The organism is Pseudoalteromonas sp. NSLLW24, from assembly GCF_015864725.1.
GTDB lineage: Bacteria > Pseudomonadota > Gammaproteobacteria > Enterobacterales > Alteromonadaceae > Pseudoalteromonas > Pseudoalteromonas arctica.
In genome coordinates, this window is the sequence record NZ_JADYWQ010000025.1 from 1 (window position 1) to 18,052 (window position 18,052).

The window sequence follows — 18,052 nt, forward strand, 5'->3', positions numbered from 1 at the left end:
GGAGTGGTAGTTCAGTTGGTTAGAATACCGGCCTGTCACGCCGGGGGTCGCGGGTTCGAGTCCCGTCCACTCCGCCACTTGTTATTTCCTCAATAACAAGTTTATAAAATCCTTGATTAAATAATTTAGTAAAACATTCTTTGGCTATCAGCTAAAAAATCGACTTTTTAATATTCCTCTTATTCCTAAATATTCATCTTCTTCTATCTCCATGAATAGTTAAACACTTAGCACTGAATACCGCTCCAGTCTTAAATTGCCCCATGGTGTCACACATGACGTAATTAGCTCTTATCGGCTATAACGGCTAGTTAAAGTATTTACTCGTGCCAGAAGCTATTTCAGCGATTTTAACCACCTTAATTTTTTCATGGGTGGTATGCAGTGTGAGCTACAGCACCACTCCAATCATTATACCACTCCAATCATTATACCAATCCGCAATAATACTTAATCATTTTGCGGGGCTAAACGTGTCGCTACCTGTGTTAAAAAATTCTCATTTACGACTGCATGGATGCAGAAGGTAGAGCAATGCAGGAGCAATTGCCGAGAAAAACTAAATAGCGAATTTTTTGCCTAGCTATCAACACGTTTCTCCATCCTCAAAATAGATCACTTAATTAAGCGAATTGGTATTAGTTGTTTCTCATAACAGAATTCTTATAATGAATAGTCAGTTTAGAGGGATATTTTATGATTGAAGTCATAAGCTTAAATAAGCAATTTTCAGGCAATGTTGTTTTTAAGGATTACAACAAAGTTTTTTCAGATCAAAAGGGGTGTATTGAAGCGCCTAACGGCCAAGGAAAAACGACATTACTGATGATGCTAGCAGGACTTGAAAAGCCGCAAAGTGGTTCACTTTTATTTGCTGGTAGCCGATTGAACACTCCAACAAAAACCGTAGCAATTGCCAGTGACCGTATTGCGTTACCAGATTTTTTAACTGCAAATCAAATTATTGATTTATCTGTTAACACATTAGGTTGCGATTGGCCCCATTCGCTGGTTAACGGGTTTAACTTTAATGCATTTTTAAATACGCGATTCGAAGCACTGTCGTCGGGCAATCAAAAAAAATGCCAGCTAATTTTAGCATTAATGCGTAAATCACCTTATTTATTATTAGATGAGCCAAGTGCTGCGCTCGATCAAACCAGTATTCACACTCTTTTAAACCAACTCGATGCTTATTTGGCTGACAAACCCAATGGGCAAATTATCATTACTTGCCATGAGCCCGCTGTGTTTATTGAGCATGGTTTTAAGTGTGTCTCGCTATGAGTATCATAAGCATAAAAAGCAAACTTAATCAGTATCTCGCGTTTATAGGTTACCGGTATTTAGCGTACACGTTTGAGCTTAAGCAATTGCTTCAACAGCTAAAAAACTTTGGTTTGTTATTTTTAGTGGTGTTGGGATCATCCGCTCTTGGTTTTGTATTATTGCTTTTTTTAGGCTTAGGGAAAATTATAGATAGTGCAGATACGCCTTTATATGGCGCGCAAATGGCACTATTTTACTTGTTATTGCAAAGCGTGATGATAAGCGCAATGAAACTGGCGATTAAAAATAGTAACCAACGGCTGTTTCAACTTACGATCGCTCACTCTAGCTGGCTTCACCTTGCCGATATTAAATTGTTATTTATCAGCAATGGCTGGCTTATCGCTAGTTTGTTGATAGCGCTTGATCTTACCTTTGAACAGTGGTTAAAGGTGCCGCATTTTATAGTATTTATGTTTATTCAGTTAGGATTAGGCATTGTGTGTTTATACAAACCTAGCGCACTAGTTTATGGTTTTATGTTAAGCGGCCTTTTTTTATTCACTCCCATCAACATACCGCCGCTTATTTATCATATTGTTTTTTCAATCATCTTTAGCATTAGCTTGCTTATACCTAGAGTTAATATAAATGGGCGTGTTAGTGTTCGGTCACTGTTTGGTTTTTGGTTTTGCTACTTTATAAATCACAGCTGGACACTGGTATGGCGTATGTCGTTACTTTTATGTGTGTTTATGGCCTCGACTACGTTAGCTGCTGAGCGTGCTGATCTCGTTAATATACTTGATGCTGTGGCGATGGCTTTTATTGTATTATTTTGCAGCTCATTACAATTTGATTGCGCTAAAGTTTATGCACAATATCGCTTATTTTTTAATACATGCCAAAAAGCACGGACGTTTTATATTAGCCAGTTTATACCTAGTATGCTGTTGTTTTTAGCGACCTTCGTAACTTACAGCATTACGTTTGAGAGATTAAACATTATTTTGTTGAGTTTAGGTTTACCGTGGTGTTTGTTGCAGGTTTATTTTGCACAAAAAAAACCAGCGCATTATGCGCTGGTTTGGATTTTTTTTACAGCTGGGCTGCTTGCTTTACTAAATTAGTTAAGCTGCATCAGCTTCTTTTTTAACGCTATTACGCGCGGCTTTGCCTGCAAGTAAGTCAGCTGGGTCGAAGTCATCAACGTTAATAACATCTAAACGAGATTGCTCAACAGCAGCTAGTTTATCAGCCTCTGCTTGGCTTAATATGCCTGCTTCAAGCCCCATTTGCGCTACTTTATCAAGCTGGAAGAATGGCAGTTTAAGACCTTTTTCTTTGCATACACGGTCAAATAATGGCTCAACAGCAAGTACGTCTTTAAGCGTTTGCTCTTGACGACCTACAAGGTTAAGCGGCTCATTTGTTAAGTATACATAGCTTGCTAAACGGTTACGCGTTTCACTAGGTACTTGTAGTAGTTGCGCAAGTTTATGCTCAAGTTGGTCAGTTGGTTTACGAACCGGGCGACCAAACGGGAATAACAATACTTTTAACACGGCACGTAGTGGAGCCGAAGGCATGTTATTAATTAAATCAGCAAGTGCACGTTGGCAATGGTAAAGGTGATCTTGGCAACTCCATTTTACTAGAGCAAAATCTTCTTTTTTACGGCCTTCATCGTTGTAACGCTTAAGCGTTGCAGACACTAAGTATAAGTAACTAAGTAAGTCACCTAAACGTGCTGAAATACGTTCTTTACGTTTTAGTGAACCACCAAATACTGCCATGCTAATGTCTGACATAAGAGCAAGTGATGCACTAAAGCGTGACGCTATACGGTAAAACTCAGCGGTTTCGTCGTTGTAAGGCACACTTGTAAAACGAGCGCCGGTAAGAGCAAGCCACTTAGTACGTACAAGGTTCGACATAGTAAAACCAATGTGACCCATTAGCGCTTTATCAAATACGTTAAGCGCTTCTTCTCGGTCTTCAATTTCGCACGCACCTAGCTCGGTAAGTACAAATGGATGACAGCGAATAGCACCTTGACCATAAATAATCATATTACGGGTCAAGATGTTTGCACCTTCAACGGTAATGGCAATAGGTGCACCTTGATAGCCACGACCTAAATAGTTATTTGGCCCAAGCATGATGCCCTTACCGCCAAGTACATCCATTGCATGAATAGTTGCATCACGCATTTGCTCTGTCAGGTGGTATTTAATAATGGCAGAAACAACCGATGGCTTTTCGCCTAAATCAACCGCACCCGTAGACATGCTAACCGCAGCATCAGAGCTGTAAGCGTAACCAGCTAATTTAGCTAGTGACTCTTCAACACCTTCCATTTTACCTATAGGTAAACGGAACTGACGACGAATGCGGCTATAAGCACCTGTCGCAATAGCAATCATTTTAATGCCACCGGCAGAGTTTGACGGCAATGTAATTGCACGACCAACCGATAAACATTCAACCAACATGCGCCAGCCTTGACCAGCCATATCTGGACCACCAATAATATAATCAAGTGGTACGAAAATGTCTTTACCGCGAGTAGGACCATTTTGAAATGGTACGTTAAGCGGGAAATGTCGACGACCAATTTCAACTCCAGGAGTATCCGTTGGAATAAGTGCACAGGTGATGCCTGGCTCTTTATTATCGCCAATTAGGCCGTCTGGATCTTGTAATTTAAACGCAAGTCCAAGCACGGTAGCCACTGGGGCAAGTGTAATGTAACGCTTATTCCACGTTAAACTAACACCCACAACCTCTTCACCATTCCATTGCCCTTTACATACCACACCGTAGTCTGGAATTGAGCTTGCATCAGAACCCGCTTCTGGCGAAGTTAACGCAAAACATGGAATTTCTTGACCGCTCGCTAGGCGCGGTAAGTAATGATCTTTTTGCTCTTTTGTACCATAGTGTTGTAATAATTCACCTGGGCCTAAAGAGTTCGGTACACCAACAATTGACGAAAGTAATGTTGATTTACTTGTTAGTTTTTGAAGTACACATGATTGTGCAAATGCAGAAAACTCTAAACCGCCGTATTCTTTTTTGATGATCATGGCAAAGAATTTATTATCTTTTAGATATTGCCATACATCTTGAGGAAGGTCGGTTAGTTCGTGCGTTGCTTCCCAATCGTCCAACATGCTACATACTACTTCAACAGGGCCATCAACAAAGGCTTGCTCTTCAATAGTAAGTTTAGGAACTGGGTATTGGTGAAGTTTTTTCCAATCTGGGTTACCGCAAAATAAGTCAGCTTCCCACCACGTCGTACCGGCATCAATAGCTGATTTTTCAGTATCAGACATGCTTGGCGTTACTTTTTTAAACGTAGCAAAAATAGGCTTGATGATATATTGCTGACGAAGGCCAGTAACAGAAAGAGGAACCGCGATGATCAAAAAGATCAACCAGCTAATTAAACCAAAAGCACCTGCAAAGGTACCAATTAATAAAGTTATAGCCGAAACACCAAGTGCTGTGTTCCAACTTGCTCTGTGGTAAACCGCAGTGCAAAGCAACGCGATTAGAACCAGTGTAAATATGAGTGTCATTTTTATTCCTTAATAGAGGTCAGACCACCTCACTTAGAGTAGCGCTAGTAACAGTAATTTTCAAGTACATAACGATGTTAAATTGTAGTAGAAAGTAACTTAAATACGATATTTAATTACCCGACAGAGGAACGCACAATAACTATCGTATAGTCAAAGCATTAACCGTAAGTAGTGTTAACGTAAAAATAAATAAATCTAATAGCAAAATGACACTTTTTAAGTAAGTATAGCCGTTATAGCGGGCTGCAAATTAGTGTACGCTTAATACACAAATATAACGCTATTTATTTTAATGTATGGTTTTTAAGGGTTATTTTATTAATGTGTGAATTACTTGGCATGTCAGCCAATGTGCCTACCGATATTTGTTTTAGTTTTTCAGGCCTTTTAGAGCGTGGCGGAAACACGGGACCACATAAAGATGGTTGGGGTATTACATTTTACGAAGGTAAAGGCTGTAGAACCTTTAAAGATCCGCAGCCGAGTTATCAATCTGAAATTGCAAAGCTAGTTAAAGCATACCCCATTAAAAGTGTCTCGGTTATTAGCCATATTCGCCAAGGTAACCGCGGGAGAGTATGCCTTGAAAATACTCATCCTTTTACGCGAGAGTTATGGGGGCGCGAGCTTACTTACGCTCATAACGGGCAGCTATCTAATTATCATGATTTAAAACCGCAGTACTATCGCCCAGTAGGTAACACCGATAGCGAACTCGCTTTTTGTTGGTTACTTGATAAAATTCGTGAAAAATACCCAAAGCGTCCAAGTAATATGGCGTCGGTTTTTAGATACGCCGCTAAGCTTTCGCATACCCTTCGTGAAAAAGGGGTGTTTAATATGCTATTGACCGACGGGGTGTTTGTTTTAGCGTATTGCACTAATAACTTACATTACATAACGCGCCGTGCGCCATTTGGTAAAGCAACGTTGATTGATGCCGACATGGTGGTTGATTTTCAACAAGAGACCACACCAAACGATGTAGTGACGGTTATAGCTACAAGGCCTTTGACGAATGATGAGCGTTGGCAAAAAATGGAGCCGGGGGAATTTGCATTGTTTAAAATGGGTGAGCTAATTTAGCCCACCTATTTTAAATATTAGTTTAACTTTAGTTTAATTAAATTTAGTTAGCTTCTTGAGGTTGTTGTGCTGTTGCAGGCGCAACAGCTGTAGGTGATGTAACAGTAAATGAATTCATTTGAACTTCAAACTGCTCCATACCTTTTTCGCCTTTCCACATACGTACCAGCATGTAATCCATTTCTGGCGCAAACCATGCAATTGCTTGGCGTTTATCGTTATCGTATAAACGTTTTACTTTAATGGCTTCTACATTACCGATAGGTAGGGAGATCATCTCTTTTTCAACAACTTCAAAGTTGTAGTCGCGGCGGTTACCTTTTTTGTCTATAAGCGGGAATGAAAAGCTCGTTTCGCCTTTTTTCAATCCTTCGCGCACTTGCACTTGGTATGAAATAGCATCCTGAAATTCATCAGTCCATTCGCATTTAAGTGGGTATTCGCTAGCGCTGCTAGTCACTACTTTGTTTGTTGTATCAAAATCAATTTTATAATCTTTATCTGGGCCTGTACCGGTGCGGATCATATTGTAATGATGCGGGGTAACCTTGCCATCTTTAAAGGTAAACTTTGATGTTTCTTCACGAGAATCAGAGAAAATCATCCACTCAATATTGCTGTGGTATGTTAGTTCATAAGTATCGTCGCCCATTTTTTTGAGCTCACGAACAGCCTCACCATGATTTTTACCTTTGCGTAAAATATCGTAGTTAGCTTGATATTGGGTCAATTCGCCTGCAATTAGGCTAGTTGGAAGTAAAGCGCCCGCACATAACAACAGGGCACTTATTTTTTTATTGTGAGTAGTGCGCGCCGTGTGCAGGAAGTTGTTTTTTGTCAAGAACTGCATAATCTGCTTCCATAGTAAGTCTGTGTTCACTGAACCACTTGACCACCAAAGGATAAATTATATGCTCTTGCTCATGCACGCGTTTTGCTAATGTTTCTGCTGTATCATCCTTGAGTACAGGTATTTGCGCCTGAAGAATAACGGGACCGCCGTCTAATTCTTCAGTAACAAAGTGAACACTTACGCCATGAACATCGTCTTTTGCATCAATTGCTCTTTGGTGGGTATTCAGCCCCTGATACTTAGGCAACAAAGATGGATGAATGTTCAACATTTTTCCAACATATTTTTGCACTAAGCCAGGAGTAAGAATACGCATAAACCCAGCTAATACAACTAGATTTGGCATAAAAGAGTCGATAACGTTCATTAATTGCGCATCGTACGCTTCGCGCGAGTCAAAATCTTTATGACTGAGCACTTTTGTAGCAATACCTGCTTTTTTTGCACGCTCTAGGCCATAAGCGTCTGCTTTGTTACTAATAACAGCCGCTATATGTCCGTTTATCTCGCCACGTTCGCAGGCATCTATGATGGCTTGTAAATTAGAGCCACTACCTGAGATTAAAACTACCAGACGAGTCGGTGCCATTACTTAGCACCACCTACAATTTCAACTTGCTCTTCGCCAGCTGCTGCATCTTGAATTTCACCAAGGTGCCACGCATTTTCACCCAAGTCTTTTAGCATTGTTAAGCTTTGCTCAAGTTTGTCTGCAGGAACTACTAAAACCATACCTACACCACAGTTAAATGTACGGTACATTTCGTGTGTAGTAATATTACCGTTTTCTTGTAACCAGTTAAAAATAGGTGGCCACTGCCAGCTATCACCTTTAACTACAGCTTTTGCTGAAGCGGGTAATACGCGTGGAATGTTTTCCCAAAAACCGCCGCCAGTAATATGCGAAAGCGCATGTACGTCAACGTTTTTGAATAACTCAAGTAAAGGTTTTACGTAAATACGAGTAGGCTCAAGTAAAGTTTCGCCTAAAGTTTTACCTTCAAAGTCAGCGCTGGTATCAGCTTTTGACACTTCAAGTACTTTACGAATTAAAGAGAAGCCATTTGAATGAGGGCCGCTTGATGCAAGTGCAATAAGCTGATCGCCTGCTGCTACTTTTGTGCCATCAATAATTTTTGATTTTTCTACAACGCCTGTACAAAAGCCTGCCATGTCGTAGTCTTCACCATCATACATACCTGGCATTTCAGCTGTTTCGCCACCAATTAGGGCACAACCTGAAATTTCACAACCTTTGCCAATACCTGTAACTACGTCAGCTGCTGTGTCTACATCTAGTTTACCAGTTGCATAGTAATCTAGAAAAAACAGGGGTTCAGCACCTTGAACAATTAAGTCGTTTACACACATTGCAACTAAATCAATACCAACAGTATCGTGTTTTTTTAAGTCGATTGCTAAACGTAGTTTAGTACCAACGCCATCTGTGCCTGCAACTAATACTGGTTGCTTGTAGCCTTCAGGAATTTCGCAAAGTGCGCCAAAACCACCAATTCCGCCCATTACTTCAGGACGACGAGTTTTTTTAACTACGCCTTTAATACGCTCAACAAGTGCATTACCAGCGTCGATATCTACGCCCGCGTCTTTATAGCTTAGAGACTGTTTTTGTTCGCTCACAGGTTTTCCTCAAAATAGTTGTTTTGGGTTGCTTAGAAACGCGCGTATTTTACAACAATTGCAAGGTCGCGGCTAGCTCAAATGTAATTTTGAAATAATTAACAAGGACACTTGTCCGCTGTCTGTTGTTTAAATAAACAAAAAAACGCCCGTAGGCGTTTTTTTAGTATTAAAGGCGTTAAATTAACAGCTATGCTTTTGCGGTTAATATGGCTCGAAGTGGAGCGGGGTAGCCTTCAATTGTTTTACTTGTATCGTTTGGATCTAAAAAGTCGATTAACGATTCGTTTTCCATCCAATCGGTTTTGCGTTGCTCTTCAAGCGTGGTAATAGCGCAATCTTTTATTTGCACATCTTTAAAGCCAACGCGTTCCATCCACAGTTTTAATGCTGCAGTACTTGGAATAAACCAAACGTTGCGCATTTTAGCGTAGCGGTCGGTAGGGACTAATACTGTGTTTTCATCACCTTCAATTACTAGCGTTTCAAGTACGAGTTCGCCGCCTGGGCGAAGCTGCGCTTTTAACTGTGCTAAAAAGTCGATAGGTGAGCGACGATGATAAAGTACGCCCATCGAAAAAACCGTATCAAACGCTTTAAGTTCCGGTAATGCTTCAACGCCTAGTGGCAGTAAATGCACGTTTTCGTCTGGGTTGTAGTGTTTAATTGCCTGAAACTGACATAAAAATAAATCAGACGGATCAATACCCACTACAAACTCTGCGCCTTCACCGCGCATACGCCATAAATGATAACCTGAGCCACAACCAATATCTAAAACGGTGCGGCCTTTTAATAGCTCAATATGAGGTAGGAGTCTGTCCCACTTCCAATCACTGCGCCACTCTGTGTCTATTTCAATTCCGTGCACATTAAATGGGCCTTTGCGCCATGGCATCATGCGTTTTAATAAATGCATGGCTTGCTTTTGCTCGCCATCACTCATCTCCCCTGGTGCGCCAATTTCTACCTTAGTAGAAATATCAACGTGTGTTGTAGCCACCTCTGGCAAGTTTTTAAGTACTTTTTGCCATTTAGGTAAATCACCGTGGCTAGCCTCGTTTTGCCAATGTTTTAATTGTGCAGGCAAGGTTTCTAGCCAATGACTAAGTGGGCTTTGTGCGATAGATGCGTAAAATTGGTTAAACCATTGAGACATGGATGACTCTCTTTATTTAATTGCTACCATTGAGCAAAAATTAAAACATTGATACCACACTTGAGTTTGGCTAAAACCAATATCTTGTAAGCGAGTAAAGTGAGCGCTTAGTGTATCTGGGCGCATAACGTTTTCGATGGCGGTACGCTTTTGGCTTATTTCAAGCTCAGAGTAACCATTGTGTCGTTTAAAGTCGTGGTGCAAATCAATCAATAAATTGTCGCATTGCTCGTTTTCAGCTTTAATTTTTTCGCTTAACAGTAATACGCCGCCAGGTTTTAAATTAGCATATATTTTTTCAAGCACAGCTTGGCGCTGCGCATGTGGAATAAACTGCAAAGTAAAGTTCATTGCTACTACTGAGGCGTTTTGAATCTCAAGCTCGTTAATATCGCCCAAAGTAACAGTAACAGGCACATCTGATTTAAAACCTTGTAAATGTACCTTACAACGCTCAACCATAGCTTGAGAATTATCTACCGCTATTATATGGCAGTTATCGGTGCGAATATTTCGTCGCATGCTAAGCGTTACTGCACCCAGTGAGCAGCCTAAATCATAAAGATTTGAGTTACTTTGCGCGTATTCACCGGCAAGTTTACCCATTGTACTGACAATAGTTGCGTAGCCAGGCACAGAGCGCTGGATCATATCTGGAAAAACTTCGACTACATTTTGGTCAAAGCTAAAATCTTTTACTTGTTGCTCAGAGGCATAAATACTGTCTTTTATGGTCACGAAGGCAGTCTCTTTGTAAATAATGGCGCTATTTTAACATTTTATACTGGATAGTCAGTGATAAATTCAGTAGCTTGACTAGAATTATGAATAATAAGTATAAAAGAGAAGATTAAATGAGCAAAAGTAAGGTCATCAGCACAGACGATATATTAGCAACCCTTTGTCATTCAGTGACAGGCGTACTCACATCAGCCAGCGGCAATGGTATTAGCTACTCAGCCATGGTGCAAAAAATAACACGTACATGTATGCGACCAGATATTGGCTGCTTTGTTTTATTTGACGGCGGTTTTACAGGGCTTGTAATTACCAACTTTACTTCGCAAGCGGCGATGGAAATTTATGGCGATTACATGCGAAACATGGGAATGCCAGAAGATGAAATAGCGCATAGCCATTTATCAGACGACGTATCAAACGTACTAGGCGAGTTGATGAATCAAATTGTTGGCGACTTTACGTCTAAAGTGCGCGAGCAGTTACATACTTCAATTACGCAAAACCAGCCAAAAATGATGGCAATAAACAAGCAAGTGCAAATATCGGTAGATACCACGATGGATCGCCCGCAAGCCCGCCGCGTAACATTCACTACAAGTAAACAAAATATCTTTTACTTGGAATTAGCGATGGATAAAACAGAGTTTATTAAATTACACGACTTTGATATTGCAGAAGCACTAGACCCAGACGACATAATTGAAAACGAAGCACGTAAAAAAGCGGATAAAGAAAAAGCATCTACAGCAGTAGAGCAAGACGATGCCGATGATGATTTTATGGCAGGCTTAGGACTTTAATTATATGTAGGTTGGGTAGAGCGAAGCGAAACCCAACGACTGCTCAGCTATTAATCTTTAGCTGTTAGTGATCAGATTAGTGATTAAAATAAAAGCGCGATTTATATCGCGCTTTTTCGTCATGTTAGCTTTATTTGAATAAGTAAACCTACTCTTTAAACTTATAACCCATACTATAAACCGCAGCTATTGGGTTTAGCCCTGCTTGAATGTCGTTAATCTTTTTTCGTATATTTTTAATGTGTGTATCTATGTTGCGATCGGAGATGTCGGTTGTGTCGCTGTATACGTTATTAATAATATCTTCGCGGGTAAAAACACGCCCTACGTGGCTTATAAATAGTAAAAATATTTTAAACTCGACGGCGGTAAAGCCAATACTTTTGCCGTTTAGGCGGGCTTCGTAATCGTCTTTGTGTAATTGAAAATTATTATAAATGATGATGTTGGTTTTAGGCTGGCTGGTCCTTCTTAGTACAGCTTTTATGCGCGCTATAACTTCTTTAGGGCTGAAAGGTTTGCATATGTAGTCATCGGCGCCGATCTCTAAACCCTGTAAGCGGTCTATTTCTTCACTTTTTGCGGTAAGCATAATAATAGGCACGTTTGAAAAGGCTCTAATTTGCTTACATAGTTCTATGCCATCAACATCTGGCAGCATTAAATCAAGAAGTATTAAATCTACAGCGTTTTGTTTTACAAAACTAACTACACCTTTGCCGCTATTAAAGTGCTCAGTTTCGTAATTTTGTTGCTTAGCATAGGCAATAAGTACCTCTGCAATGTTTTCTTCGTCTTCAACGATAAGTATTTTTTGTGATGCCATTATTTTAACCTAAAAGTGTCAGTGTTATTTTTACTTCTAGCCCACCGAGTGGTGAGTTGTGCAACGATATTTGACCGCCATGTGCCTCTACTATTTGTTTGCAAAGTGCAAGTCCTAAGCCCGAGCCGCCGTGCTCTCGGCTTCGAGATTTTTCAACGCGATAAAAACGCTCAAACAATTTTTGTAAGTCGTTTGGTAAAACACCTGGGGCTGAGTCTTGTAAAATAAGCTCAATTTTATTAGGTGTTTTGTTGGCAATTATTATTACTTGCCCACCTTTATGCGTGTATCTGCAGGTATTTTCTAACAGGTTTGAAAATAGTTGCACAAGGCGTTCTTTATCGCCATTTATTATACATTTACCGGCTTTGGCTAAGCTTTTGCTATCTACATTTAATTCACGCTCTTTAAAGCGAGCGGTGTAGTTTTCAATTGATTGCTCAAAAATGCTTATTAAATCAGTACGCGCATTGTTATAGGTTAAATTAACGCTACCTGTTTGTGCTAGTTGGGCTAGGTCGTCAACAATGTGACTTAAATTATCTACTTGGTTTATGAGTAAATTAATGCGCTTTGTGTCGACTGTAAATACGCCATCTTGTACGGCTAGTAAATGCGAGCGTAGTACGGTAAGTGGGGTTCTTAATTCGTGGGATGTGTCTGACACCCATTGAAACCGCATTTGTTGGTTTTGCTCAAGCGTGTGGGCTAAGGCATTAAAGTTGTTGGATAGGGTACCTAGCTCATCTTTACTAGAGGAGGTTATTCTGCTGGCAAAATTTCCTTTTGTTAACTCATCGGTGCCAGTTACTATTTGCTTTATTGGTTTTATTAAATGGCGAGATAACACAATAGCCATAATAAATGCGAGCGCAATAACGAGTAATGTGATCATAAAATAGTTATGAAATTGCGCTGCTAAAAAGGCTTTTGCTGGGCTACTTTGCACAAGCTTTGAAGGTACTAAACCTATCCAGCCTATAACGTTATTGTTTAATAAAATAGGTTCTATATGTGGGTTGTCGTTTAAATTAGCTCTACCAACAACAACCTTTTTATTTTGATCATATAAACTTATACGCTGCCCAGTTTTAAGGGAACCTGCAGGTAAGTGTACCCACAATAAAGAGGGCGTTGCATTGCTGCTATTTGGTTTGGGTGGGGTGCTTGTGTGTTTATTCGTTTCAGGCTCGCCTGGCTTTTTTTGTGGCTCAACAATAGAGCGCCATAATTGTGTGTTTTGCGTAATGGGTTGCCAACTGCCTAATTCGCTATAAAGCTCAATAAGTTGCTGCTTAACCATTGCTACATGCTTTGTTTCTTCTTGTTCAACAAAGTCGTTAAACCCTGACGAAAAGGTCATGTATATAAACACAAACATAAGCCCAACAAGGGCGATATTAGTGATAAAAAAAGCTAAAAAGAATTTATGTATTAATTTCACTGATTGGCAAATAGTAAAAATCATGTGTTAACGTACCAAGCAGTATTGCATATTGATTATGTGCCTACAATTAGCGTATTTAGGGAGTTGCTTACTAAAATCCTTTTTAAGTAAGCTTTTTAGGTATGTTGATTCTTGGGCTAGAACTTTATTTTTGCGGTATCGCCAGCACCCAGTAACTTATATTGTGGTTTTACAAAGCTTGCGTGTACTGCACCTAAACTTTTAGGGAACGATATAGCAAGCTCATCCACTGTTGTAAATGTGTGCTTCGCTTGAAAAACAATTTCTAGGTCGTGCGCTTCGTTGTTGCTGGTGGTAAAAGCGACGCGTTCAAACACGATAACTTGCTGATTTACACGTAAGCTCGTTTTTTGTTTAAGTGCATTTTTTACAAACTCTTCTTGTTGCTCTGCACTTAAGTTTGTAGGCATAAGCTTATCAATATCGCCCATAAGCCATGCTTGCTCGCTTTGCAGCGCTGAAGTTAAATGCTCAGCATTAGTTAATACTTTAACCTCAACTTGCCCGTCTCTTAAAATCACTTGGGCTGTTGTGTTTTTTAATACATGGGCGCTCACTTGAGCGCTCATACTTGTTAAAATACACGCTAGCATTAGCCATTTTAATTTTTTTAAAAAATACATAATTACTACCTTTTATTGAGGCGGTTGATCTTTTTGTTTATTGAGGTTGCTCAATAGTTGCTTTACAAATAAGGGTGTTGTCGGTTTCTAAGTCTTCGCCCCATATGAACTTTGCATTTTCATCCCAGTTAATATCGTCGTAACCGTCTTTTGGTCCTACATCGGCAAAGTTGTGCTCTACTGCATTAGCCCAGTTTGCGTTATCAAAGTTACTTTGCAGCCAGTTAGTTGGCGCTTCTTTTGACATAAATGTACAAACACCTTCGCCTGCGACAGGGTTTGATTCGCTTTCGCATAATTTGTTAAGCGGCGCTTTGTGAAGTATTTCGCATTTAAAGCTTTGATCGCTTACGGCAACTACTTTATTTGTATCGGTGTCGGTAAGTTGCATAATGAAACCGCCATCACCCATTTGCTGATTTTTAGCACCGATGTATTCAAGCCCAGTGTCGTTTTGCTTAAAGTCTTTAATTATTAAATTAAGCTCAATAGGGTAGTTTGCAGAAAACGTAATGCTTTCGGCATTAAATGAACGCTCTGTGGTTATAGGCACAGAATCTTCAACAAGTAACTGCTCGCCTATGTAGGCTGTAAACCAGTTATCAGCCCATGCTTCTAGTTTTAAGTTATGCTTGCCTGTAATGGCAGAATTTGTATTTTGCTTTGTGACTGTAGGTGTAAGGTGATTTGGTTGCGGGCCTCTACAAAATGTACCTGTTTGAACCTTGCCACCATTACTGATGGTTTTTTGTTTAAAGCTATAGCAATCTTTTCCCTGTGATGCAGGGCTGTAGGTAGTAAAGTAGTTTTCACCTTTGTATGAATAGCTCATTGTACGGCTGCCATTTTCAGAGATTGCGTGCGTTAAGTTTTCAACGCCTCCTTGTGGCGGGCGCAGATCGGCTCTTATACCTTGAGTATCGCCACTAAGTGGTGACACTCTTGGTAATTTTGCGGTATCTACTTCACCTACTAAGCACTGAATAATATACGGCGGTGTAGCTGATGTTTGGTAGCGATAGCCAAATGTGTCGTCGGTTTGTCCGTTACATACATCAAGGTCACCTTTGGCAATTGCACTGCCGTCTGGGTTTTTACTGCCATACAGCGGGTAACCATCGTAAGCCCAACCAATAATGGCATCGCTTGATTGGTTTTTCATTGTGTCAATCATACACGTTGGCGATACATGATAATGGTAGTCATCACCTCGTCCTGCGTGTCCGCCACATATATCTAACTGTCCGAGTGCTAACGTGTCGTGTTTTTCATCGTAGCTATTTACGTCCAGTTCACCTTGCGAAGAATAGTCGTATATTGGTACGCCATTAATGGCAACACCTACGGCTGCATCAATTGTTGTAATTGTTTTTGCTTTTTTAGGGTTTAGTTTTATAGGTGCGGCGTAGTCTTTGGCTGGAACGGGTATTTGCTCGTTAGTACCTGTAATACCAGTCATTACTTCATGATCAGGGTAAGTAGATGAGGCAATATAAGCATATTGTTCATCGCACGTAACAGATACGCTTTTATCAAACCCTGCATTATTTACTGATTGTGTAATAGCATCGCAGCGAGGTGATTTTACGTTAGCGGTTAAATATGATTTATCAGGCTTTGGTTGCTCGTTTGGTGTTGGTTTTGAATCCGGTTTTTGCTCGGCGCTATTAGCGCTTCGCGAGTATTTAACCGTCATACTTGCAGTATCGAGAGTAATATCTTTTACAGCGGCGAGTAATGCTGAGCGATCTACTTTTGTATCGCTATTAAAGGTAACCGGTGCAGATAATGCGTACACAGTATAAGTATAGCTTTTTTCACCCGGGCCTTTAGAGCAAGGTGGCGCGTATTGGTTTAAATCGTTTACGCTATTAGAGCCTACTTCACCGAGAGTTTCGCCCGCTTTAATTTGTGTTTTATCGGCGGAAATGTTGTACATGGTCCAATACCAATGCATTCCCTCTGGCGCTTTATGATCCATAATTAACGCATAATATTTGGTTGTGTTAGGTGCACCGCTCCAGTTAAGTGGAGGGCTAATGCTTTGCCCATCGCACGTATAAGTAATAGGCAAGTTACCGCCATCGCTTACCTTTGAGCTTGTTAGAGTAAAATCATTGAGGCTTGATTGTTCAAGTGATTGGCTGTTTTGCTCGTTGCAGGCACTTAAGGTTACACAGCACAGTGCACTGAGTAAAAAGGCATAGGTATTTTTCATCATTTAAAACTCCAAAGATTAAGAGTACATAGAAAGAATTAGCTATTAAGAGTGTAGTTCTCAAATGTAGGGCAATTATGTAGTTTTAAACTTTTTTGTTTTTATTAAGGGCAGGCGTTAAGTTGTGAGTTGCTTACGGGGATAAAAGACTGGGTATGAACGCTTGGTTATGGAAGGAAATATTAACTTAAGCATGGGCGTTATTTTCACTCAGTTAAACAACGGTAAAACCCTTATTTTAAATAAGGATTTTCTCCCATTGCGACGACCACACAAAAAATTCTTAAATCTAACTCTAGCTGGTGATAACTCGGCTCCATATGGCAGCAAAGTTGATAAAAGCCTTTGTTGTGATCTTTTTCTTTAAAGTGGGCGAGCTCATGTACCACTAACGCTTTTAATAATGGCTCGGGAGCGCGCAGTAAGTCGCTGTTTATCGCTAAATCGTGCTTACGGGTTTTACCTTGCATTCGATACGTATGTGTACCAAGTGCGTTGGTGACCATGTCGCCTTGCTTTTTAAATGCTGCGCGCCCAAACGGTGGTGCATTTTTTAAATACTGTTTTTTAAGCTCGGTTGCGTAGTTATAAAGTAGTTTATCGCTAGTAATGGTATGTGCTTGCGGATACTTTTTAAGTAAGTAGTCACATAGCTTTTTGTTATTTATAAGGCTTAATACTTGCTCAACAATGTTAGCTGGGTAGCCGGTAAAGTAACGTGCGTATTCACTCATTATTATTTCTCAGTCGTTTTACTTTTAAAAAAGTGCTTGCTGGTGGGCTTCTTTTTCGCCAGTAAATGGGTTTAATGCTTTGTGATTATAACCAAGGTCCTTACAAAACTGCCTTGCTAATAAAGGTGCTTCTCGGTTATCTGCCGTATGAAAAAACACATAAGGCGTTTTTCCTTCATCAAGCCATTGTTTTACTTTACTCAGCCACGGTTTATAAAAGGGTTTATAGTCGTTTTGTAAATTGGCGATAACAAAGCGCGCCATGGGTTGCGTGCTTGTAGCAATGGCATGCACGGGTAAATGCGGCTTTTTTTGCTGTGCATCTATTAGCGCTTCGGTTGTTGGTTTTACCGCAAATAGGGCGCGAGTATCCATCGATATGCGATTTATGTTGTTTGCCATTAATAACTGATTAAGCGCTATTTCGGCTTCGCCCTTTTGAAAAAACGCAGTATGACGTACCTCTACACCGTAATTAACCTCTTTTGGTAATAGGCTAATAAATTGTGCGAGTTTGGGTAAGTCACCAGGACCAAATGCTTTAGGTAATTGCAGCATGATTTGCCCAGTTTTTTCTAAAATAGGGGAGAACAAGTTAAGCCAATCAGTAAGCTCGGTTTGAACATTAGTTAGATGCAGCTCGTGGCTAAAGCGACGATTAAACTTAAAAGTAAATTTAAAATCGTCGGGTACGCTGTTTGCCCATCGCAATACGGTGCTTGGCGAAGGATCAGCGTAAAAGCTAGTATTGCCTTCAACAGAATTAAAATGTTGTGCGTATTGGCTAAGCATATCGGCGTTTTTACATTGGCTTGAGAATAAATTGCCTTTCCATGCATTACTCGACCACTGCGGGCATCCAATATATAACATACAAACTAGCGCCTTATTATAAAGTGGCGATAGTGTAGCAAATAACAAAACAAGCTGCTGTAAATTCAGGGGCAAAAGCGGCACACGCCCTAGCATCTTGATACTACTTGGGTATAATGCAGGGCTTAATTTGATTATTTTTAGATTGCTAGCGGCTTTATTTGTATTGTG

General features: G+C 40.2%; 16 protein-coding genes and 1 tRNA gene. 5 read left to right on the forward strand and 12 right to left on the reverse strand.

What is annotated here, in order from left to right:
• From I6E72_RS18360 to I6E72_RS18370, 3 genes are all read left to right on the forward strand, one after another.
• Positions 1–77, forward strand: a tRNA-Asp gene (locus I6E72_RS18360).
• 619 nt (positions 78–696) lie between these two features.
• Positions 697–1,287, forward strand: a complete 591-nt coding sequence (locus I6E72_RS18365; protein ID WP_197113642.1) for an ABC transporter ATP-binding protein — start codon at positions 697–699, stop codon at positions 1,285–1,287.
• A complete protein-coding gene (locus I6E72_RS18370) occupies positions 1,284–2,399 on the forward strand; it encodes a DUF6136 family protein (protein WP_197113645.1) in 1,116 nt (371 codons plus the stop codon). Before I6E72_RS18365 ends, I6E72_RS18370 begins: the two co-directional genes overlap by 4 nt.
• On the opposite strand, the gene fadE is transcribed toward I6E72_RS18370, so the two are convergent.
• Positions 2,400–4,856 (reverse strand): acyl-CoA dehydrogenase FadE, encoded by a 2,457-nt coding sequence (gene fadE / locus I6E72_RS18375; protein ID WP_007586946.1) that lies wholly within the window; start codon positions 4,854–4,856, stop codon positions 2,400–2,402.
• 324 nt (positions 4,857–5,180) lie between these two features.
• Between fadE and I6E72_RS18380 the strand changes: the two genes are divergently transcribed.
• Positions 5,181–5,945: a class II glutamine amidotransferase gene (locus I6E72_RS18380; protein WP_010555339.1), complete on the forward strand. Its 765-nt coding sequence runs from the start codon at positions 5,181–5,183 to the stop codon at positions 5,943–5,945.
• A gap of 43 nt (positions 5,946–5,988) precedes the next feature.
• On the opposite strand, the gene I6E72_RS18385 is transcribed toward I6E72_RS18380, so the two are convergent.
• The 5 genes from I6E72_RS18385 to cmoA form a co-directional block, all read right to left on the reverse strand.
• Positions 5,989–6,723, reverse strand: a complete 735-nt coding sequence (locus I6E72_RS18385) for a DUF3108 domain-containing protein (protein WP_024591315.1) — start codon at positions 6,721–6,723, stop codon at positions 5,989–5,991.
• Between the two features lie 16 nt (positions 6,724–6,739).
• Positions 6,740–7,387 carry a phosphoribosylglycinamide formyltransferase gene (purN, locus tag I6E72_RS18390; RefSeq protein WP_007586949.1) on the reverse strand — a complete coding sequence of 216 codons (648 nt, stop codon included), beginning with the start codon at positions 7,385–7,387 and terminating at the stop codon, positions 6,740–6,742.
• Positions 7,387–8,439 carry a phosphoribosylformylglycinamidine cyclo-ligase gene (purM, locus tag I6E72_RS18395; RefSeq protein WP_002959993.1) on the reverse strand — a complete coding sequence of 351 codons (1,053 nt, stop codon included), beginning with the start codon at positions 8,437–8,439 and terminating at the stop codon, positions 7,387–7,389. Before purM ends, purN begins: the two co-directional genes overlap by 1 nt.
• A gap of 190 nt (positions 8,440–8,629) precedes the next feature.
• Positions 8,630–9,598, reverse strand: coding sequence for a tRNA 5-methoxyuridine(34)/uridine 5-oxyacetic acid(34) synthase CmoB (cmoB, locus tag I6E72_RS18400; RefSeq protein ID WP_197113647.1), 969 nt, complete (start codon positions 9,596–9,598; stop codon positions 8,630–8,632).
• Between the two features lie 12 nt (positions 9,599–9,610).
• Entirely contained in the window at positions 9,611–10,336 is a 726-nt protein-coding gene (gene cmoA, locus I6E72_RS18405; RefSeq protein ID WP_007378000.1) for a carboxy-S-adenosyl-L-methionine synthase CmoA, read from the reverse strand.
• Positions 10,337–10,452: 116 nt separating this feature from the next.
• On the opposite strand from cmoA, the gene I6E72_RS18410 reads away from it, so the two are divergent.
• Positions 10,453–11,139, forward strand: a complete 687-nt coding sequence (locus I6E72_RS18410) for a DUF3334 family protein (RefSeq protein ID WP_007586957.1) — start codon at positions 10,453–10,455, stop codon at positions 11,137–11,139.
• Positions 11,140–11,287: 148 nt separating this feature from the next.
• On the opposite strand, the gene I6E72_RS18415 is transcribed toward I6E72_RS18410, so the two are convergent.
• The 6 genes from I6E72_RS18415 to I6E72_RS18440 form a co-directional block, all read right to left on the reverse strand.
• Positions 11,288–11,965: a response regulator gene (locus tag I6E72_RS18415; protein WP_197113650.1), complete on the reverse strand. Its 678-nt coding sequence runs from the start codon at positions 11,963–11,965 to the stop codon at positions 11,288–11,290.
• Positions 11,966–11,969: 4 nt separating this feature from the next.
• Positions 11,970–13,328, reverse strand: coding sequence for an ATP-binding protein (locus I6E72_RS18420; protein WP_231620588.1), 1,359 nt, complete (start codon positions 13,326–13,328; stop codon positions 11,970–11,972).
• 221 nt (positions 13,329–13,549) lie between these two features.
• Positions 13,550–14,056 carry a hypothetical protein gene (locus I6E72_RS18425; protein WP_197113655.1) on the reverse strand — a complete coding sequence of 169 codons (507 nt, stop codon included), beginning with the start codon at positions 14,054–14,056 and terminating at the stop codon, positions 13,550–13,552.
• Between the two features lie 37 nt (positions 14,057–14,093).
• Positions 14,094–16,277, reverse strand: a complete 2,184-nt coding sequence (locus I6E72_RS18430) for a YHYH protein (protein ID WP_197113658.1) — start codon at positions 16,275–16,277, stop codon at positions 14,094–14,096.
• 230 nt (positions 16,278–16,507) lie between these two features.
• On the reverse strand, positions 16,508–17,008 hold the full coding sequence (locus I6E72_RS18435) for a M48 metallopeptidase family protein (RefSeq protein ID WP_197113661.1): 501 nt from the start codon (positions 17,006–17,008) through the stop codon (positions 16,508–16,510).
• A gap of 24 nt (positions 17,009–17,032) precedes the next feature.
• Positions 17,033–17,881 carry a DUF72 domain-containing protein gene (locus tag I6E72_RS18440; RefSeq protein ID WP_197113664.1) on the reverse strand — a complete coding sequence of 283 codons (849 nt, stop codon included), beginning with the start codon at positions 17,879–17,881 and terminating at the stop codon, positions 17,033–17,035.
• Positions 17,882–18,052 lie beyond the last annotated feature (171 nt).